Source organism: Rhodococcus sp. NPDC077669 (genome assembly GCF_040686915.1).
GTDB classification, from domain to species: Bacteria; Actinomycetota; Actinomycetes; order Mycobacteriales; family Mycobacteriaceae; genus Rhodococcoides; species Rhodococcoides fascians.
In genome coordinates this window covers 195,478-213,642 of the sequence record NZ_JBFBMD010000002.1, presented here as the reverse complement: position 1 = coordinate 213,642, position 18,165 = coordinate 195,478, and the positions used below count along the sequence as shown (strand labels likewise).

General features: G+C 64.7%; 20 protein-coding genes. 11 read left to right on the top strand and 9 right to left on the bottom strand.

Annotation, left to right across the window (positions count from 1 at the left end):
- Positions 1-4: 4 nt before the first annotated feature.
- Positions 5-403: a TOBE domain-containing protein gene (locus tag AB0P23_RS03530; protein ID WP_032372598.1), complete on the bottom strand. Its 399-nt coding sequence runs from the start codon at positions 401-403 to the stop codon at positions 5-7.
- A 232-nt stretch (positions 404-635) separates the two neighbouring features.
- Here AB0P23_RS03530 and AB0P23_RS03525 point away from each other — a divergent pair, with 232 nt between their 5' ends.
- The 3 genes from AB0P23_RS03525 to truB are packed head-to-tail and all read left to right on the top strand — an operon-like array spanning position 636 to position 3,189.
- Positions 636-1,559, top strand: coding sequence for a metallophosphoesterase (locus AB0P23_RS03525; RefSeq protein WP_027496756.1), 924 nt, complete (start codon positions 636-638; stop codon positions 1,557-1,559).
- On the top strand, positions 1,556-2,221 hold the full coding sequence (gene npt / locus AB0P23_RS03520) for a 4'-phosphopantetheinyl transferase Npt (RefSeq protein ID WP_283541496.1): 666 nt from the start codon (positions 1,556-1,558) through the stop codon (positions 2,219-2,221). The genes AB0P23_RS03525 and npt overlap by 4 nt, the downstream gene beginning before the upstream one ends.
- A gap of 35 nt (positions 2,222-2,256) precedes the next feature.
- Positions 2,257-3,189, top strand: a complete 933-nt coding sequence (truB, locus tag AB0P23_RS03515; RefSeq protein WP_027496758.1) for a tRNA pseudouridine(55) synthase TruB — start codon at positions 2,257-2,259, stop codon at positions 3,187-3,189.
- Positions 3,190-3,232: 43 nt separating this feature from the next.
- Here the strand turns inward: truB and AB0P23_RS03510 are convergent, their stop codons facing one another.
- Genes AB0P23_RS03510 through AB0P23_RS03495 form a run of 4 tightly spaced genes read right to left on the bottom strand, consistent with a single transcriptional unit; the run spans position 3,233 to position 6,487 of the window.
- The gene (locus AB0P23_RS03510) at positions 3,233-3,967 is read right to left on the bottom strand and encodes a metal-dependent transcriptional regulator (RefSeq protein WP_094622522.1); all 735 of its coding nucleotides are present in this window, start codon (positions 3,965-3,967) and stop codon (positions 3,233-3,235) included.
- A 19-nt stretch (positions 3,968-3,986) separates the two neighbouring features.
- Complete coding sequence (locus AB0P23_RS03505; RefSeq protein WP_027496760.1) at positions 3,987-4,859, bottom strand: metal ABC transporter permease; 873 nt, start codon at positions 4,857-4,859, stop codon at positions 3,987-3,989.
- Between the two features lie 3 nt (positions 4,860-4,862).
- Positions 4,863-5,660 carry a metal ABC transporter ATP-binding protein gene (locus tag AB0P23_RS03500; RefSeq protein WP_052053322.1) on the bottom strand — a complete coding sequence of 266 codons (798 nt, stop codon included), beginning with the start codon at positions 5,658-5,660 and terminating at the stop codon, positions 4,863-4,865.
- A complete protein-coding gene (locus AB0P23_RS03495) occupies positions 5,657-6,487 on the bottom strand; it encodes a metal ABC transporter substrate-binding protein (RefSeq protein ID WP_206497583.1) in 831 nt (276 codons plus the stop codon). Before AB0P23_RS03495 ends, AB0P23_RS03500 begins: the two co-directional genes overlap by 4 nt.
- A gap of 235 nt (positions 6,488-6,722) precedes the next feature.
- Here AB0P23_RS03495 and AB0P23_RS03490 point away from each other — a divergent pair, with 235 nt between their 5' ends.
- The 4 genes from AB0P23_RS03490 to AB0P23_RS03475 all read left to right on the top strand — a co-directional run bounded on the left by AB0P23_RS03490 (position 6,723) and on the right by AB0P23_RS03475 (position 12,106).
- Positions 6,723-7,691, top strand: a complete 969-nt coding sequence (locus tag AB0P23_RS03490) for a bifunctional riboflavin kinase/FAD synthetase (protein WP_027496763.1) — start codon at positions 6,723-6,725, stop codon at positions 7,689-7,691.
- Between the two features lie 136 nt (positions 7,692-7,827).
- Positions 7,828-8,097 (top strand): 30S ribosomal protein S15, encoded by a 270-nt coding sequence (gene rpsO / locus AB0P23_RS03485; RefSeq protein ID WP_027496764.1) that lies wholly within the window; start codon positions 7,828-7,830, stop codon positions 8,095-8,097.
- Between the two features lie 393 nt (positions 8,098-8,490).
- Positions 8,491-10,752 (top strand): polyribonucleotide nucleotidyltransferase, encoded by a 2,262-nt coding sequence (locus AB0P23_RS03480; protein WP_027496765.1) that lies wholly within the window; start codon positions 8,491-8,493, stop codon positions 10,750-10,752.
- Positions 10,753-10,846: 94 nt separating this feature from the next.
- Positions 10,847-12,106, top strand: a complete 1,260-nt coding sequence (locus tag AB0P23_RS03475; RefSeq protein ID WP_241257602.1) for a pitrilysin family protein — start codon at positions 10,847-10,849, stop codon at positions 12,104-12,106.
- Here AB0P23_RS03475 and AB0P23_RS03470 read toward each other — a convergent pair.
- Entirely contained in the window at positions 12,087-12,659 is a 573-nt protein-coding gene (locus AB0P23_RS03470; protein WP_206497473.1) for a TetR/AcrR family transcriptional regulator, read from the bottom strand. The two genes, AB0P23_RS03475 and AB0P23_RS03470, sit on opposite strands and share 20 nt — an antisense overlap.
- A gap of 53 nt (positions 12,660-12,712) precedes the next feature.
- Between AB0P23_RS03470 and AB0P23_RS03465 the strand changes: the two genes are divergently transcribed.
- Both AB0P23_RS03465 and AB0P23_RS03460 read left to right on the top strand, forming a co-directional pair.
- The gene (locus AB0P23_RS03465) at positions 12,713-13,387 is read left to right on the top strand and encodes a lysophospholipid acyltransferase family protein (RefSeq protein WP_206497474.1); all 675 of its coding nucleotides are present in this window, start codon (positions 12,713-12,715) and stop codon (positions 13,385-13,387) included.
- Positions 13,384-14,181: an SDR family oxidoreductase gene (locus AB0P23_RS03460; protein WP_206497475.1), complete on the top strand. Its 798-nt coding sequence runs from the start codon at positions 13,384-13,386 to the stop codon at positions 14,179-14,181. The genes AB0P23_RS03465 and AB0P23_RS03460 overlap by 4 nt, the downstream gene beginning before the upstream one ends.
- A gap of 19 nt (positions 14,182-14,200) precedes the next feature.
- On the opposite strand, the gene AB0P23_RS03455 is transcribed toward AB0P23_RS03460, so the two are convergent.
- Complete coding sequence (locus AB0P23_RS03455) at positions 14,201-14,944, bottom strand: polyprenol monophosphomannose synthase (RefSeq protein ID WP_206497476.1); 744 nt, start codon at positions 14,942-14,944, stop codon at positions 14,201-14,203.
- A gap of 86 nt (positions 14,945-15,030) precedes the next feature.
- On the bottom strand, positions 15,031-15,798 hold the full coding sequence (locus AB0P23_RS03450; RefSeq protein WP_206497477.1) for a 2-phosphosulfolactate phosphatase: 768 nt from the start codon (positions 15,796-15,798) through the stop codon (positions 15,031-15,033).
- Positions 15,799-15,869: 71 nt separating this feature from the next.
- On the opposite strand from AB0P23_RS03450, the gene AB0P23_RS03445 reads away from it, so the two are divergent.
- Complete coding sequence (locus AB0P23_RS03445; protein ID WP_032366446.1) at positions 15,870-16,304, top strand: hypothetical protein; 435 nt, start codon at positions 15,870-15,872, stop codon at positions 16,302-16,304.
- 125 nt (positions 16,305-16,429) lie between these two features.
- The gene (locus AB0P23_RS03440; protein WP_027496772.1) at positions 16,430-17,887 is read left to right on the top strand and encodes an amino acid permease; all 1,458 of its coding nucleotides are present in this window, start codon (positions 16,430-16,432) and stop codon (positions 17,885-17,887) included.
- Positions 17,888-17,889: 2 nt separating this feature from the next.
- On the opposite strand, the gene AB0P23_RS03435 is transcribed toward AB0P23_RS03440, so the two are convergent.
- On the bottom strand, positions 17,890-18,165 hold the full coding sequence (locus AB0P23_RS03435; RefSeq protein WP_027496773.1) for a hypothetical protein: 276 nt from the start codon (positions 18,163-18,165) through the stop codon (positions 17,890-17,892).

The following is an 18,165-nucleotide window of genomic DNA, read 5'->3' as shown; positions in this document are numbered from 1 at the left end:
GGTTCTAGGGAGTTTCGACAATGACGGTCGTGGCCTTGACGACCGCGACGGTGATGGAGCCCGGTTCGAGCCCCAATTCCTGGACCGATCGGGTGCTCATCAGGGACACGATGGTGAACGGCCCACACTGCATGCGGACCTCGCTCATGACCGCGTCGGAGACCACGTCGGTGACAAGCCCCACGAGTCGGTTCCGGGCCGAGCTACCGCCCGATGCCACCTCGGGCGGGGGAGCGGCGTGCTCGCGGGCGTACTGCGCGAGAGCGCGCGCGTCGACGACCTTGCGGCCCGTCTCGTCGTCGCGGGAGGGCAGGGTCCCGCTGTCCATCCACCGGCGGACGGTGTCGTCGCTGACTCCGAGCAGTGCGGCGGCGTCGCGTACGCGTATCGGCGGTGCCGTCATCGCACGATGCCGTTTCCTGTAAGTGTCCGCAAAAGCGTCATGGATGGCACCATATACCCGAATCTGCGGTCGTTGCTGCGTGGACCCTCCTTTCGGAGCCGTCCGACGAACCGCAGCGGTTCACCCCGCGTGCACCGCTGCGGAATCTCCGGGGAGTATTGGAGGTTGGTACGTTCTCGGGCGGTTGTGGCGATTCGACGTCGGCGGCCGAGTGCATCGGAAGGGATCATCAGTGGCAGCCAAGTTATGGGCAGTGAGCGACATTCATGTCGGACATCGAGGCAATCGACCTGTCACCGAGGACATTCATCCCGAGTCACCCGAGGATTGGCTGATCGTCGCCGGAGACGTCTCGGAAAAGACCGACGACATCAAATGGGCGCTCGAGCTGCTGCGCAGCCGCTTCGCGAAAGTGATCTGGGTTCCGGGCAATCACGAGTTGTGGACGACGGTGAAGGACCCCGTTCAGATCCACGGAGCGGCTCGGTACGAGTACCTGGTCAATCTCTGCCGCGAGATCGACGTCGTCACTCCCGAGGATCCCTACCTGCTCTGGGAAGGCGAAGGTGGACCCGCGACGATAGTGCCGATGTTCCTGCTGTACGACTACACGTTCCTCCCGCAGGGTGCGCGGGACAAGGAGCACGGGCTGGCGATCGCGCGCGAGAAGAACGTCGTCGCCACCGACGAGTTCCTGCTGTCCTCTCAGCCGTATGCGACGCGCGATGCCTGGTGCCATGCCCGCATCGACGCCACCCGCGAGCGCCTCGACGCGCTGGACACCACGGTTCCCACCGTGCTCATCAACCACTTTCCGATGGTGCGTCAGCCGACCGAGGTGTTGTTCTACCCGGAGTTCGCCCTGTGGTGCGGTTCGACGCTGACGGCGGACTGGCACACCAGGTACAATGCGATCTGCTCGGTGTACGGCCACCTGCACATCCCGCGGACCACCTACTACGACGGCGTCCGCTTCGAGGAGGTCTCGGTGGGTTACCCGCGCGAATGGCAGCGGCGTGGACTGCCGAACAACGTTCTGCGCCAGATTCTTCCGGTTCCCGAGTATCCGCCGGGCACGTTGAACAAATGGGGCGGGCACTTCACCGTGACGCCCGAGATGGAGGCAGAGGTCGAGAAGATGAGGGCAGGCCAGTGATCGAATCGATTCTCCCAAACGGGGTCGTCTCGGCCGAATTGTTCACCGATCCACCGGGTTTGATGCCGCACCCACTCGAAGCGCCGCTGGTTGCCAAGGCGGTGGACAAGCGCAAGCGTGAGTTCACCTCGGCTCGACACTGCGCGCGTGTGGCGATGCAGAAGCTCGGTGTGGAGCCCGCGCCGATCATGCGCGGCACCTCCGGCGCACCGCAGTGGCCGAAGGGAGTGGTGGGCTCGTTGACGCATTGCGATGGCTACCGCGGTGCCGTTCTGGGCTACGCCATGCAGGTTCGCTCGGTGGGAATCGATGCCGAGCCACACGGACCTCTTCCCGACGGTGTGCTCGACGCGGTCAGCCTCGAAACCGAGCGCGAGTGGCTCTCGACAGCGGGCCGAGAAGACGTCCACTGGGATCGAGTGTTGTTCTGCGCCAAAGAAGCGACGTACAAGGCCTGGGAGCCGCTGACCGGTCGCTGGCTCGGGTTCGAGGACGCGCACATCACGTTCGAGCGCACCGGCACCGGCGACGACATCTCGGGAACGTTTCGATCCGAACTGCTGGTCCCGGGCGACACCGTATCCGGACCTCCACTGACGGCTTTCGACGGTCGATGGATGGTGTCCGACGGTTTGGTGATGACGGCGATCTCGGTGATGTGACGACCGGCTCGTCGCGCCTGGCACAATGCACTCTCGTGAGTGCTCGCGGAAAGATCTCGTCCGGTCTCGTCGGTGCCGGTGTGTTGGTGGTCGACAAGGGGCCGGGCGTCACCAGCCACGATGTCGTCGCGTCGTGCCGAAAGTTGTTGCAGACCAGAAAGGTCGGTCATGCGGGGACGTTGGACCCCATGGCGACCGGGGTGCTGGTTCTGGGCGTGGAGCGGGCGACCAAGATGCTCGGACTGCTGACGCTGACGACCAAGTCGTACACCGCCACCGTGCGACTGGGGCGCAGTACGACGACCGATGACGCCGAGGGTGAGGTGCTCGCCGACGTCCCGGCCACGAATGTCTCGGATTCGGACATCGCGGCCGGGGTTGCCGCACTCACCGGTGACATCGAGCAGGTTCCGGCCAGTGTCAGTGCCATCAAGGTCGACGGTCAGCGGGCACACAAGCTCTCGCGCGCCGGTGAGGAGTTCACCCTCGCCGCTCGCAAGGTCACTGTCACTCGCTTCGACGTGACGGCTCGCCGCGATGTCGTCGATTCCGATGGCCGGTTCGTCGACCTCGATGTCGAGGTGGACTGCACGTCGGGGACGTACGTGCGCGCGCTCGCACGGGATCTCGGCGCAGCACTGGGCGTCGGCGGCCACCTGACGGTTCTGCGCAGAACCAGGGTCGGGCCGTTCACGCTCGACCACGCCGTGACGCTCGAGGAATTGGCCGAGAATCCCGCTGTGGGCCTCGATATAGACGAGGCTGCGCGCACCGCATTTCCGCACCGACAGATCGATGCCGCCGAAGCGGAGTCGCTCAGCCAGGGACGCTGGCTCGATCCCGTCGGAATCGAGGGGGTCTACGCGGCTGTCGATCCCACCGGGCACACCATCGCGTTGCTGCAGGAAAAGGGCAAGCGGGCGAGCTCGGTGATGGTGGTGCGGCCGGCAACACTGCGCGGGTACTGATTTCCCGTTCGAGTCGGCCCTGCGACCGAGGGGACTGCACCGCTCAGGTGGCCGGAACCATCCAGATCGCTTCGGCGGCGCGGTGACCGAGATCGATGGACTCCGTGCTGCCGCGTCGGGCGAGTTCGATCGCCACCGTGCCGGCGTAGTCGCGTCGTTCGACCACGGTGATCGGTAGATCGAGCTCGATGCCGACCGAATCGAAGTACCGGAGCATCGCGGGGTCCGAATCGGAGATACGAGCCACTCGTCCCGACTGACCGTCGAGGTACTCGCTCAGTCTGGTTGCGGACGGCGTGTCGATCGACCCGTTGGCCGACGGAATCGGGTCCCCGTGTGGATCTCGTTCGGGGTGGCCGAGTTTGGCGTCTATCCGATCCATCATCAGATCGGATACCGCATGTTCGAGGATTTCTGCCTCGTCGTGGACCTCGTCCCAGCCGTACCCGAGTTCGCGAACGAGGTAGGTCTCGATGAGGCGATGTCGACGGACCATGCCGATGGCCGCCAGTCGGCCCTTCTCGGTGAGTGAGATGGCACCGTACCGGGCGTGGTCCACCATGCCCTGATCGGCCAGTTTGCGAATCGCCTCGGACACAGTGGATGCGGACACGCCGATTCGTTCGGAGAGCATCTTGGTGCTGACGGAGTCTTCACTCCATTCGCTGGCCGTCCAGATGACCTTGAGGTAGTCCTGCGCAACTGCGGACAGCTGGACGCCCTCGTCGGCCGGAGCTGGATCGTCTTTTCGTTGCGCCACGTCGCCGAGCTTAGGCAATCCAATGGAAAAAGACATCTCACCCGGCCGGAGCCACCGTCACCTGTCCTCGGCGGCGCAGAGCGCGCGTGACGATGCCCTGCGCCGGGCTGAACAGGTACGCCAGCACGAACACCAGGCCTTGGGCCAGCACCACGCTGCCACCCGAGGAGACGTCGAGATAGAAACTGGCGTAGATACCGACCAGGGCGCAGCCCACCGAGATGGCGGGGGCAATCATCAGCATGCGGCCGAAGCTGTGGGTGAGTAGGTATGCGGTTGCGCCGGGTGTGATCAGCATGGCGACGACCAGGATGACGCCGACGGCCTGTAGCGCCACGACGGTCGTCAGCGCGAGCAGCGTCAACATCGCGGCCGAGATCACGCTCGGATTGATACCGACCGCGCGAGCCTGCGTGCGGTCGAAGGCGAACAGAGTGAAATCGCGACGCTTGATCACCATCACGGCCAACGCCAGCCCGCCGAGCACGAACACCTGGATCATGTCCGACTGCGACACCCCGAGCAGGTTTCCGAACAAGATGTGGTTGAGGTCGATCTGGCTCGGAAACTTGGAGATCAGGACGACGCCGAGGGCGAACAACGTGGTGAACACGACGCCGATCGCGGCGTCCTCCTTGACGATGGTGGTGTTGCGAACCACCCCGATGGCACCGACCGCGATGAGTGCGAACAGCAGCGCGCCGATGGCGAACGGCGCACCCAGCAGATAGGACAGGGCGACGCCGGGGAGTACCGCGTGCGATACGGCGTCCCCCATCAGTGACCAGCCGATGAGTACGAGCCAGCAGCTCAACACTGCGCAGACGATCGAGGCGGTGACGGTCACCAACAGCGCACGCTGCATGAAGGTGTATTCGAGAGGATTGACGACGAAGTCGATCAGGTACACGGTTCAGCTCACTTCCGACGTTGGAGAGCTCGCGCCCAGTTCGTCGATCTTCGACGGGTCCATGCCGAAGGCCAGTGCCAGGTTCTCCGGGCGCAACACCTCGGCTGGACTGCCGTGCATCAGGACCCGCTGCTGCAGCAGGATGGCCTCGTCGCACAGTTCCGGAAGGGCGTGCAGATCGTGGGTGGACACCAGGACGGACGCACCCTGAGCGGCCAGTTCTCGGAGGAGTCGCGTGATCGTCGCCTCGGTCTTCTTGTCCACTCCTGCGAACGGCTCGTCGAGGAGCAGCAAGGACGCTTCCTGAGCGATGGCGCGGGCCACGAATGCCCGTTTGCGCTGTCCGCCGGAGAGTTGCCCGATCTGTCGATCGGCGAGCTCGGTGAGATCGACTCGTCTCAGGGCCGCGTCCACCGCAGCTCTGTCTGCCGCACGAGGGGTTCGGAGAAAGTTCTGTTTGCCGTAACGACCCATCATCACCACGTCCCGGACGCTGATGGGGAAGGTCCAGTCGACCGATTCGGCCTGGGGCACGTAGCTGACCGTCCCGGCTTTGCGGGCCCGGGCGGGGTCGCCGCCGAAGACCGTGATCGAACCGGCATCGGTCTTGACGACGCCCATGATGGCCTTGAACAGCGTCGACTTACCCGATCCGTTCATTCCGACCAGGCCGCAGACGCGTCCGGGTGCGAGGGTCAGGCTCGCGCCGACCAGCGCCACGACGTCTCGGTACCGAACGTCGACGGCGTCGACGGTCAGCGCGGCGCCGTCCCGGTTCGCACCCGAGATGTGCCGGGTCATCGCGTGCCCACCAACGCGTCGGCGATCAGCCGCGCGTCGTAACGCAGCAGGTCGAGGTAGGTGGGCACGGGTCCGTCGGCGGCGCTGAGGGAGTCGACGTACAGCTTTCCGCCGAAGCGGGCACCCGTGTCCTCGGCGACCTGGAGCTGAGCCTTGTCCGAGACGGTCGACTCGCAGAAGACGGCAGGCACGTCGTTGTCACGTACGAAATCGATGGTGCGGACCACTTGTTTGGGTGTCCCTTCCTGTTCGGCATTGACCGGCCACAGGTACGCCTCCTGCAGGTCGAAGTCGCGGGCCAGATAGCCGAACGCGCCCTCACACGTCACCAGAGCACGTTGCTGCGCCGGAAGTTGGGCCAGATCGGATTCCAGTTCGTCGCCGACCGACCGCAGCTCGGTGATGTACGCGGCGGCGTTGGCACGGTATTCCTCGGCATGGGCAGCGTCGAGCGCCACGAACGCGTCGGCGATGTTGGTGATGTAGGTCTCCGCCACGACCGGCGACATCCAGGCGTGTGGATTGGCCTTGCCCGCATACGCGTCGTCGCGGATGTAGACGGGTTCCACGTGTGCGCTGACGACCGCGTGCGGTGCGGGCACCCGCTCGACGAACTTCTCGAACCACGCCTCGAGTCCCAGACCGTTGTCCAGGATCAGATCGGCGCTTTCGGCAGTGCGTAGGTCGCCGGGTGTGGGCTCGTACCCGTGAATCTCGGCTCCGGCCTTGGTGATCGACTCCACACGGAGATGGTCGCCTGCAACGTTCGCGGCCATGTCGGCCAGCACCGTGAACGTCGTCAGCACCAACGGTCTGCCGTCGTCCATCGACGTCGGCTCCTCGTCGTCGACCGTGCGAGCGCATCCGCTCGACGTCGCTACCAGCAGTCCCGCCACGGCCCAGCTCGCAACGATTCGACCCACGCGAGATCCGCGAGATCGAAGAAATAAGTTAGGCACCCCGAAATATTTACCGTGGGGACACCCTTTTGTCCATACCTGCCGCACGCGACACGCCTGTCCGAGGATGACCGAGCGGCCGCCGGGCCGTAGGCTTCGCGGTGTGCAGAGATGGCGAGGTCTCGACGATGTACCTGCCGACTGGGGCCGATGTGTGCTCACGATCGGTGTGTTCGACGGCGTTCACCGCGGACATGCGCAGTTGATCGGTAGAGCAGTGGCCGCAGCTCGGGAACGCGGCGTACCCAGCGTGCTCATGACCTTCGATCCCCACCCGATGGAAGTGGTCCGTCCGGGTAGCCACCCCGCGCAGTTGACGACGTTGACCCGGCGTGCCGAACTGGCCGAGGAACTGGGTATCGACGTGTTCTGTGTCATGCCGTTCACGCCCGAACTGATGAAACTCACCCCCGAGCGATACGTGCACGAGATCCTCATCGAACGCCTGCACGTTGCGGAAGTGGTCGTCGGCGAGAACTTCACCTACGGGAAGAAGGCGCTCGGGACGGTCCCCATGCTGCGCAAGATCGGCGAACGGTCCGGCTTCGCGGTCGACGGAGTCAACCTGTTGGCCGAGCATGCCGTCACGTTCTCGTCCACCTACATCAGGTCGTGCGTGGACGCCGGGGACGTCGCGGCAGCAGCTGCAGCGCTCGGCCGCCCGCATCGCGTCGAGGGTGTCGTCGTGCACGGCGACGGACGCGGCCGTCAAATGGGCTATCCCACAGCCAATGTCGCTCCGCCGATGTACTCGGCCATACCGGCGGACGGGGTTTACGCCGCCTGGTTCACCGTGCTCGGTCCGGGTCCGATCATGGGGACGGTCACTCCGGGGGAGCGGCACCCGGCGGCGGTGTCGGTGGGCACGAATCCCACGTTCTCGGGACGCACCAGGACCGTCGAGGCGTTCGTGCTCGACGGCGAGGGAGACCTCTACGGGCAGCACGTGGCCGTCGACTTCGTCGAGCGACTGCGCGGAATGGAGAAGTTCGATTCCATGGAGGCTCTCGTGGAGGAGATGGGCCGGGACGCCGACCGGGCCCGCTCGATCCTGGCCGCCAGCGCAGCCTGATAGGCTGACTCCTCGGTGTTCGCTGCGGTCCGCGGCGGCTGCACCGGCTTCGATACCGCCCGGATGATTATGCATCGTCCACGGCGGGGCCCGTTGCTTCCTTTCACGCGGACGTCATTGATCAGGAGTAGTACCAGTGGCATTGACCACCGAACAGAAGAAGGCCGTTCTCGGCGAGTACGGCTTGCACCCCACCGACACGGGTTCGCCCGAGGCGCAGGTTGCAATGCTCACCAAGCGCATCGTCGACTTGACCGAGCACCTCAAGATGCACAAGCACGATCACCACTCCCGCCGCGGCCTGTTGCTGCTGGTCGGACGTCGTCGTCGTCTGCTCAAGTACATCGCGAAGGTAGACGTCACTCGCTACCGTTCGCTCATCGAGCGTCTGGGTCTGCGTCGATAATTTCGATCGACGCGAGGATGTTGCCGATGCATGGTTCGACGCGCCGGTGTACACCCGACTCGCAGCAATAGTGCAGTAGCCAACGAGGCAGTGCTTAGACTGTTCCTCGTTGGCTTTCTGTGTTTGTACCGCAACATCAGGATAGTCAGCACGACCAGCGGATACACGGTATCCGCACACCGCCGTGTATGCCTGTCACGCCGTGGTGTCGGTCTTCGGTAGTGGCTTTTCGGATACGAGATCCGGAGGGCTTCGATCGATGGCCGCCTCCGCGCAGCCGCGTCCCGAGACGAACTCTCGGAGATGGACGGCACAGGTATGCCGCCACAGCCAGGAGGGCTGGTGGTGTGTCCACGCGGGCACGGCAAAGACGAGAGGACGAGAACAGAACACATGTCGGACACCACAACATTGGACGCCGAAGAAGGCGTCTACGAAGCAACAGCGATCATCGACAACGGCTCTTTCGGTAAGCGGAGCATCCGCTTCGAGACGGGTCGCCTCGCACAGCAGGCCGCAGGCGCAGTCGCCGCGTACCTCGACGAGGACACCATGCTGCTGTCGGCAACGACGGCGGGCAAGCACCCCCGTGAGGGATTCGATTTCTTCCCGCTGACGGTCGACGTCGAAGAGCGCATGTACGCCGCGGGCCGTATCCCCGGATCGTTCTTCCGCCGCGAGGGCCGTCCGTCCACCGACGCCATCCTCACCTGCCGCCTGATCGACCGGCCGCTGCGTCCGACGTTCGTCGACGGACTGCGCAACGAGATCCAGGTCGTCATCACGGTCATGAGCCTCAACCCGGCCGATCTGTACGACGTCGTCGCGATCAACGCCGCGTCGGCATCGACCCAGATCGCCGGCCTGCCGTTCTCCGGTCCGATCGGCGGCGTTCGCGTCGCGCTGATCGACAAGCAGTGGGTTGCGTTCCCGACCAACGAGCAGCTCGAGAAGGCCGTGTTCAACATGGTCGTCGCCGGCCGCATCGTCTCCGGCTCCGGTGCCGACGCCGACGTCGCGATCATGATGGTCGAGGCCGAGGCCACCGAGAACGTCATCGAGCTCATCGAGGGCGGCGCTACCGCACCCAACGAGGCAGTTGTCGCCGAGGGCCTCGAGGCCTCGAAGCCCTTCATCGCAGCCCTGTGCACCGCACAGCAGGAGCTCGCGTCCAAGGCCGCCAAGCCGACCGGCGACTACCCGGTCTTCCCGGCGTACCAGAGCGACGTCTTCGAAGCCGTCGAGAACGCCGCGAAGATCCCGCTCAACGAGGCACTGACCATTGCCGGCAAGGCCGAGCGCGAGAACAAGCTCGACGAGGTCAAGGCTCAGGTCCTCACCTCGGTCGGAGACAGCTTCGCCGGCCGCGAGAAGGAGATCGGTGCCGCGTTCCGCGCACTGACCAAGAAGTCGGTTCGCCAGCGCATCCTCACCGATCACTTCCGTATCGACGGCCGCGGCATCACCGACATCCGGTCGTTGTCCGCCGAGGTCGCGATCATCCCGCGCACCCACGGATCTGCCCTGTTCGAGCGCGGAGAGACCCAGATCCTGGGTGTCACCACCCTCGACATGGTCAAGATGGCGCAGCAGGTCGACTCGCTCGGGCCCGAGACGTCCAAGCGCTACATGCACCATTACAACTTCCCGCCGTACTCCACCGGTGAGACGGGCCGCGTCGGTTCGCCGAAGCGTCGCGAGATCGGTCACGGCGCACTCGCCGAGCGCGCTCTGCTGCCGGTGCTGCCCAGCCAGGCCGAGTTCCCGTACGCCATCCGCCAGGTCTCCGAGGCATTGAGCTCCAACGGCTCGACCTCGATGGGCTCGGTCTGCGCATCTACTCTGTCGCTGCTCAATGCCGGTGTGCCGCTGCGTGCCCCGGTTGCCGGTATCGCGATGGGCCTCGTGTCCGACGAGGTCGACGGCGAGACTCGCTACGTCGCCCTCACCGACATCCTCGGTGCCGAGGACGCGTTCGGCGACATGGACTTCAAGGTCGCCGGAACCAAGGACTTCGTCACCGCCCTGCAGCTCGACACCAAGCTCGACGGCATCCCCTCCAAGGTGCTCGCCGGCGCGCTGTCGCAGGCCAAGGATGCTCGCACGACGATCCTCGAGGTCATGGCCGAGGCCATCGACACCCCGGACGAGATGAGCCCGTACGCACCTCGCGTCACCGCAATCAAGGTGCCGGTCGACAAGATCGGCGAGGTCATCGGGCCCAAGGGTAAGATGATCAACTCCATCACCGAGCAGACCGGTGCCAACATCTCGATCGAAGATGACGGCACTGTCTACGTCGGTGCAGCGGACGGCCCGTCCGCACAGGCCGCGATCGACATGATCAACGCCATCGCCAACCCGCAGTTGCCGAAGGTCGGCGAGCGATTCCTCGGAACCGTCGTCAAGACAACGGCTTTCGGTGCATTCGTCTCGCTGCTCCCGGGCCGCGACGGACTGGTGCACATCTCGAAGCTCGGTAACGGCAAGCGCATCAACAAGGTCGAGGACGTCGTGAGCGTCGGATCGAAGTTGCGCGTCGAGATCGCCGATATCGACAACCGCGGCAAGATCAGCCTCGTTCCCGTCGAAGACGACAACGCGGCTGCTCCCGCCGACGCTCCCGAGGCACCCGCCGAGGTCAGCGCTGAGTAAGAAGCAAGCGAGTCGAACGGTACGTCCCCTCGGGACGTACCGTTCGGCCGTTCCAGAGACCAGCGGCACCGATACGGGCGTTCGACGCACGACTCTGCCCGGCGGCCTTCGGGTCGTCACCGAGTTCGTTCCTGGGGTCCGCTCGGCCTCGGTCGGTGTGTGGGTCGGCGTCGGCTCGCGCGACGAGCAACCCAGCGTCGCCGGTGCAGCGCACTTCCTCGAACATCTGCTGTTCAAGTCGACTCCGACGCGCAGTGCACTCGAGATCGCTCAGGTGATGGACGGTGTCGGCGGAGAGCTGAATGCGTTCACCTCGAAAGAGAGCACCTGCTTCTACGCGCACGTGCTCGACGAGGACGTCGCGCTCGCGATCGATCTCGTCAGCGATGTGGTGCTTCGTGGTCGGTGTAGATCGGCAGACGTGGACGTCGAGCGGCAGGTCGTACTCGAAGAGATCTCCATGCGGGACGACGATCCCGAGGATCTCCTGGGAGATGCCTTCCTGGAAGCGATGTTCGGTGATCACCCGATCGGGCGTCCGATCATCGGATCTGTCGAATCCATCGAATCGATGACCCGTTCCCAACTGCATTCGTTCCATGTTCGCCGCTATACGCCGCAACGGATGGTCGTCGCCGTCGCAGGCAACGTCGATCACAAGCAGATTGTGTCCTTCGTACGTCGCGCCTTCGCGGGTCATCTGGAAAAAGGCCTGCGGCCGGCCGAAAGGCGTAGCGGTACAGCGCGATTGCGGCAGAATCCGACGCTGAGCCTGACCACCCGGGACAGCGAACAGGCGCATCTGTGCCTGGGCGTACGGGCGTTCGGACGTCACGAAGGACACCGCTGGGCATTGTCGGTACTGAATTCTGCTGTCGGCGGTGGGCTCAGTTCTCGCCTGTTCCAGGAGATCAGGGAAGAGCGCGGACTGGCTTACTCGGTGTACTCCTCGGTGGATACGTTTGCCGACAGCGGGGCGTTCTCGGTGTACGCGGGATGCCAGCCGGAGAACCTGGGCGAGGTCACCACGGTGATTCGCGAGGTGCTCGCCAAGGTTGCGGCCGAGGGCATCACCGATGCCGAGTGCGCTCGCGCCAAGGGTTCGTTGCGCGGTGGATTGGTGCTGGGACTGGAAGATTCGGGCTCTCGGATGAACCGTATCGGTCGCAGCGAACTGAACTACGGCAATCACCGAGATATCACCGACACCCTGGCGCGTATCGACAGTGTCGGCAACGACGAGGTGCGTGAGGTCGCGGCGGTGTTGCTCGACCGGCCTTTCGGTGCCGCAGTGGTCGGCCCCTACAAGAACGTCCGCCAGCTGCCGGCGTCGGTCAAGTCTCTGATTCGCTGACGTTCCTGATCGCGTCGCGCACTGCGCATCGGATCAGGTCCGGCACCGCCGAGGTGTCGGTGATCGGCTCGAACGCTCGGGTGGCGTGGAGCGCCGCAATTCCGTGCACGGAGGTCCACAGTCTCAGCGCTGTGAACTGTGGATTCTCCGGCACGACGGCATCGAGTGTCGAGGTGAGAGCCTCGAACAGGGGTCGCGATTGTCCGCGCAGATTCTCGCCGGAGCCCTCGAGCAGGTCGTGTCGAAAGATGAGCGCGAACATCGCGGGGCGCTGCGCCGCGAACTGCACGTACGCGTGCGCCATCGCATCCAGTGCATCTCGGGGCGCATCCGACTGCTGTGCAGCAGAATTCAGTGCGGTCTCGAGATCGACCAGACCGACTCGGGCCACGGCCGCGGCCAGTGCGCTCAGCGTCGGAAAGTACCGCCTGGGAGCGCCGTGCGAAACACCGGCCTCGCGAGTGACCGCTCTGATGGTCAGCCCTTCCGGCCCTTCGCTGTCGAGTAGGCGTACACCCGCGTCGATCAGCCGCGTCCGGAGGTTGTCTGGCACGTAGACATTGTCTACTCTCGGCCTTGCTGTTGTCCAGCCGAGAGGATCGATAGATGTGGTACCTGCTCTTGAAATATGTCCTGATCGGCCCGGTTCTCCGAGTTCTCGGCCGTCCTTCGGTGGTCGGCGCAGACAATATCCCGAAGACGGGACCGGTGATCATCGCCGGCAACCACCTGACCGTCGTCGACTCGTTCTTTCTCGTCCTCCTGGTTCGTCGCCGAGTCACGTTCATCGCCAAGAGCGAGTACTTCACCGGCCGGGGAATCAAGGGTGCGGCGCTTCGTTGGTTCTACAGCGCGACAGGTCAGGTTCCCGTCGACCGCCGCGGGGCAGGTGCTTCGGCTCCGGCGCTCGATGCCGCGAAAAACATTCTGCGACAACGGAAGGTGTGGGCGGTGTACCCGGAGGGGACGCGATCTCCCGACGGCCGGTTGTACAAGGGCAAGACCGGGCTGGCAAGAGTAGCGCTCGAGACGGGAGCGCCCGTCGTGCCGGTGGTGATGCACGGGACGCTCGGAGTCAACCCGGTGGGCTCGAGGATGTGGCGGCCGGGCAAGGTGCGCATGGTCGTCGGCGAACCATTGAATTTCACGAGATACGCAGGGGGAGAAAACAGTAAAGCCATTCTGCGGGCGACCACCGATGAGGTGATGGCAGCGCTGGCGAACCTGTCGGGGCAGGACTACGTCGACGTGTACGCCGCGACAGTGAAGGACGCGGCATGACGTCGGACGCGCAGGCACGCGGAAGAACAGTCCTCGTCACCGGCGTCGGTCGGAGGGAAGGAATCGGCTTCGCCATCACCCGCAGATTGCTGCAGGACGAGCGCGCCCGCGTCTTCGCGCAATCATGCGATGCCTACGACGCCAGTGAACCGTGGGGAGTGGGAACGCCGGGAGCGGTACAGGTTCTCGCCGAGTTGTGCACTGCGCCAAGCAGACTCGGGAATCTGGACATCGATCTCTCCGATGTCGAAGCGCCTGCCGTCCTGTTCGATGCTGTCGAATCCAGGTTCGGTGCCGTCGACTCGTTGGTGATCAACCATGCGCGATCACAGCTGGGCGAACTGGGTTCTCTGACGGCAGAGAACCTCGACCTGACGTGGGCGGTGAACGTGCGCGCGTCGTTGCTTCTGGTGCAGGAACTCGCGCAACGGTACGTCGATCATCCTGACGGCGGACGCGTCGTGCTGTTCACGTCCGGGCAGGGAGAGGGGCCGATGCCAACCGAGATTCCCTATGCGGTGACCAAGGGTGCCATCGCCGCGATAACACCGACCGTGGCCGATTCCCTGATCGAACGTGGCATCACCGTCAACACGATCAATCCGGGTCCGACCGATACCGGTTGGGCAAGTGCGGATCTGAACGAATTCGTAGAGCGTCACATGCCGCGCGGTCGGTGGAACTCACCAGAAGAGGCCGCAGCGGTAGTGGCGATGTTGCTCTCGCCCGATTCGGGTTCGATCACCGGACAGGTCATCGGGGCCGAAGGCGGATTCCGACGCTTCACGCCGTGATCACGGCGCGGTGCCTCGGTCAGAGCTTCTTCCGGTTCCGCAACAACTTCCAGGGCACCAAGGCAGATTCGAGCTGGACCGACAGGCTCATCTTGGATTCGCCCTCGCTGCGCTCCTCGAACGTGATGGGGACTTCGGCGAGCGTGAGCCCGTGTTTGACGGTGCGGTAGTTCATCTCGACCTGGAACGCGTACCCGTTGCTCTCCACCGACTCAACGTCGATCGTGCGGAGCGTGCGGGCATGCCATGCCTTGAAGCCGGCGGTGGCGTCCTTGACTCCGAGACGAAGAATCGTGTTCACGTAGAAGTTGGCCCACGCCGACAGCGCCTTGCGGTGCCACGGCCAGTCCGCCGCGACCGAACCGCCGGGGACGTAGCGCGAACCCAGCACGACCGCGGCGTCGGTGCTCCGCAGCTTGTCGATCATCGCCGGAATCACCTCGGTGGGGTGCGACAGATCGGCGTCCATCTGGATCACGATGTCGGCTCCCTCGTCGAGGGCCCGTGTCATGCCGGCCACGTATGCGCGGCCCAGACCGTTCTTCTCGGTGCGGTGCAGAACGGAGACCTCGAGGGGACCGTCGATGGCGAGTTTGTCGGCGATGTCGCCGGTTCCGTCGGGGGAATTGTCGTCGACCACGAGAACACCGAGCCCCTCGACCTTCAGCCCGGCCAGCAGTTCGACCAGCTTGGGGAGGTTCTCGCGTTCGTTGTACGTCGGTACAACGACGGTGGTCTTCGGGGCGACTCGTTCCGTACTCACCACCGTATGATCCGTGATTCCGTGTTCCGATCAAAATTTCGGACACGATCGGCCGCGTCGGTGCGGGTTTCGGAGGCCCGATGGGGCTATCGGCCTCGGTGCTCGACGAAGGTATCGCCGCGCAGTATCGGCACGCAGGAACTCGAACCGACTTCGGCGGCGATGTCGACGTCCTCGGGGTGGCCCATCGCTATGAGCTCCCGCCCCGAGCCGCATCGCCGCAGCTCGGTAGCTATATCCGCCGCGGCCGCGTGCCACGCGGTCGCAGCGACCACCGCCTCGGGGGATGGATCGAACAGTCCGGACTCCACGAGCGGTGCCAGCACGGCTCCGGCACCCCACAAGTCCTCCACTGCGGGCCGCAACGACGAATCGGGCCATCTCTCACCGGCGGCTATGACGGCAATCACGCTGTGGGGATGGTCATCGACGACCCACTGCGCGATCGCGGCGGCGTTGCGGAGCGATGCGCCCACGCACGTGTCGACCCGGGCGGCGAGTGCGTGGGCGATCGTGGAACCGTTCGGCGACGGCAACACGAGTCGACTCGGTGGCGGTGCGGCGGCGCGCACGGTGGCAGGACACAAGCTGATGTCGCCCGGCGTGGCAACCGAACGGCCGACTGCGAGAACGGCGTCGTGTTGCTCGGCCAGGTGGGTGGCACGGTCGTCGCGCCATCGGCTGGGTACGACCTCGATTCCGGCGTCCACCGCCACCGTCAGAGTGGTCGTGAACGACAGGACGTCCACGACGACGGCGATGTCGGCACCGGCGACCACAGCGTCGATCGCGGACAGGCCCCACTCGAAGCGCAATGCGCAGTCGTTCTGAGTGTGGGCGGAGTCGACCGGCATTGCGGAACCGTAACCAACATTGTGTCCGGTGCTACGTTCGGCCCGGACAGCGGACCCAAGGGGAGGCGCGGATGCAGCTGGAGATCGACACGAAAGTGATCGTGTTCGCGTCGGGTGTGTTGCTGATGTGGGCGTTGGCGCTCGGAGTGCTCAAGTACCACCAGATGTCCACGTCGAGCGACGGAACCGCGCACCGATACGTCGACATCGCGCATCGGGCAGCGTTGATGTACTCCTTCGCTGCGCTCGTTCTGGCGGCTCTCGCGCACTACAGCGCCTGGCCGACGGTGGTCGACCTGACCGCAGCGGTGGTGGTGCTGGTGTTCTTCGTCGCCGCGATCGCCGGCTACACCGTGCACGGGATCCGGCGAGACACCGAGAATCAGTTCGTCCATCCCGTTCCGGGGACGCACCTGTTCATGCTCGCTCTGATCGTCGGCGAGATCGGCGGGACCGCGGTACTGCTGGCCGGATTTTTTGCCGAACAATTCTTGGGACGGTCCTAGTGTCGCTCGGTCCCGAGGACGGTTGTGACGCAAGCATTTCCGATTTGTCCGAATAACCGACAATCGCGAGAACAAACACCACCTTTCCTCCGGCGCGGAAACAGTGGATGGCTTAGCGTCGGGAAATGGGAATGTTTCGCACGAAGTCCGTCGACGAGATCGAGAGCGACGTCGACGACGAGGGGTCCGGCAGTCTGCGCAAGCAGCTCGGGTTACGCGACTTGGTCGGTTTCGGGGTCGGCATCGTCATCGGAACCGGCATATTCACGCTCACCGGTGTACAGGCCAAAGAAAATGCCGGCCCGGCGGTCGTGATCTCCTTCGTCATCGCCGGTGTCGTGAGTTTGCTTGCCGCACTGTGTTATGCGGAACTTGCATCGGCCGTGCCGACGGCGGGCAGTGCGTACACGTACGCGTACGCCACCCTGGGGGAGCTGTTCGCGTGGATCATCGGATGGGATTTGATCCTCGAATTCGCTTTGGGTGCTGCCGTTGTCGCTCGAAGCTGGTCCGGCTACCTCGCGGATCTCTTTTCTCTGCCACCCAGCTTGTTCACGGAGGAAGCGCCGGTGAACGTCGGTGCTGTTGCCATCGTCGCGGTGCTGGGCGTCATTGCCGCTGTGGGAGTCAAGGAGTCGGCGCGAGTGACCAACGTGCTGGTTCTGATCAAGGTCGCCATTTCGGTGTTCATCGTGATCGCCGGCCTGTTCTTCGTCCAGAAGTCGAACCTGGTTCCGTTCGTGCCCGAGTCCGTGCCCGCCGAGGCCGGTGGCTCGACGCTCGATCAGCCCCTGATGCAGGCCGTGGCCGGAATCGCACCCTCGGCGTTCGGATTTGCCGGCGTCGTCACCGCTGCAGCGGTCGTGTTCTTCGCCTACACAGGATTCGAGGCCGTTGCCAATCTCAGTGAGGAGGCCGAGCGGCCCGCCCATGATCTGCCTCGTGCACTGATCGGCACGCTCGTGGCATGCACGTTGCTGTACATGATGGTCGCGTTCGTCGTCACCGGCATGGTGAAATACACCGAGCTCGACGACAGCGCACCCATTGCCAAGGCGTTCGATTCTGTGGGCGCAGGCTGGGCGGGTGTTCTGGTCTCGATAGCGGCCGTCGCGGGTCTGACGTCGGTCATTCTGGTCGAGTTGGTGACCATCAGCCGAATCGGCTTCGCGATGGGCCGGGACGGTTTGCTACCCAAGTCGGTTGCGAAGGTGTCTCCCCGTTTCGGGACTCCGACCCGGTTGACCGTCGGCGTCGTGGTGTTCGTGGCGCTGCTGGGGGCCCTGGTACCGCTGAAGGAGCTGGCCGAGATGGTCAGCATCGGAGCCCTGTTCGCGTTTCTGCTGGTCTCGGCGGCAGTGCCGATCCTGCGTCGGACCAAGCCGGATCTCGAGCGGCCCTTTCGGGTTCCGCTCTCTCCCGTCGTGCCGATTCTGTCCGGGCTCTCGTGCGTCTACCTGATGGCCAACCTGGTGGTGGAGACGTGGATTCGGTTCCTGGTCTGGTTGGCCCTCGGTCTGTTGATCTACTTCGCCTACGGGCGCCGCAACGCGAGGTTGGCGACCGAGGTGGTCGACCGATAGACCTACCGTCGGTCGAGGTAGAGCTCCGCCGTCTCCGTTGCCACGGCCGCGACCGCCGAGGCGAGGCCGGGCTCGAGATCCAGAGCCGTCGCGAGTGGCTCGCCGCGAAGATTCGACGATCGAAGCAACTCCCAGGCCCGCTCGACCAGTCGCACCGAGGTCGGGTGGTCCAATTCCGGTCGGTTGGACCGCAGCGCGGTGGCCGCCCAGTCCGCGTCGAACGTCCCGTTGGGAGGTCCGAACACGCGTTCACCGGACGAATAGCTCGTGGGCTCCAT

Coding starts and splice junctions, on each gene's coding strand:
- AB0P23_RS03465 (WP_206497474.1), top strand. CDS start 12,713: ATGTGGTACCTGCTCTTGAAATATGTCCTGATCGGCCCGGTTCTCCGA.
- AB0P23_RS03530 (WP_032372598.1), bottom strand. CDS start 403: ATGACGGCACCGCCGATACGCGTACGCGACGCCGCCGCACTGCTCGGA.
- AB0P23_RS03440 (WP_027496772.1), top strand. CDS start 16,430: ATGGGAATGTTTCGCACGAAGTCCGTCGACGAGATCGAGAGCGACGTC.
- AB0P23_RS03450 (WP_206497477.1), bottom strand. CDS start 15,798: ATGCCGGTCGACTCCGCCCACACTCAGAACGACTGCGCATTGCGCTTC.
- AB0P23_RS03435 (WP_027496773.1), bottom strand. CDS start 18,165: ATGGAGCCCACGAGCTATTCGTCCGGTGAACGCGTGTTCGGACCTCCC.
- AB0P23_RS03460 (WP_206497475.1), top strand. CDS start 13,384: ATGACGTCGGACGCGCAGGCACGCGGAAGAACAGTCCTCGTCACCGGC.
- AB0P23_RS03500 (WP_052053322.1), bottom strand. CDS start 5,660: ATGACCCGGCACATCTCGGGTGCGAACCGGGACGGCGCCGCGCTGACC.
- AB0P23_RS03480 (WP_027496765.1), top strand. CDS start 8,491: ATGTCGGACACCACAACATTGGACGCCGAAGAAGGCGTCTACGAAGCA.
- AB0P23_RS03495 (WP_206497583.1), bottom strand. CDS start 6,487: ATGGACGACGGCAGACCGTTGGTGCTGACGACGTTCACGGTGCTGGCC.
- AB0P23_RS03445 (WP_032366446.1), top strand. CDS start 15,870: ATGCAGCTGGAGATCGACACGAAAGTGATCGTGTTCGCGTCGGGTGTG.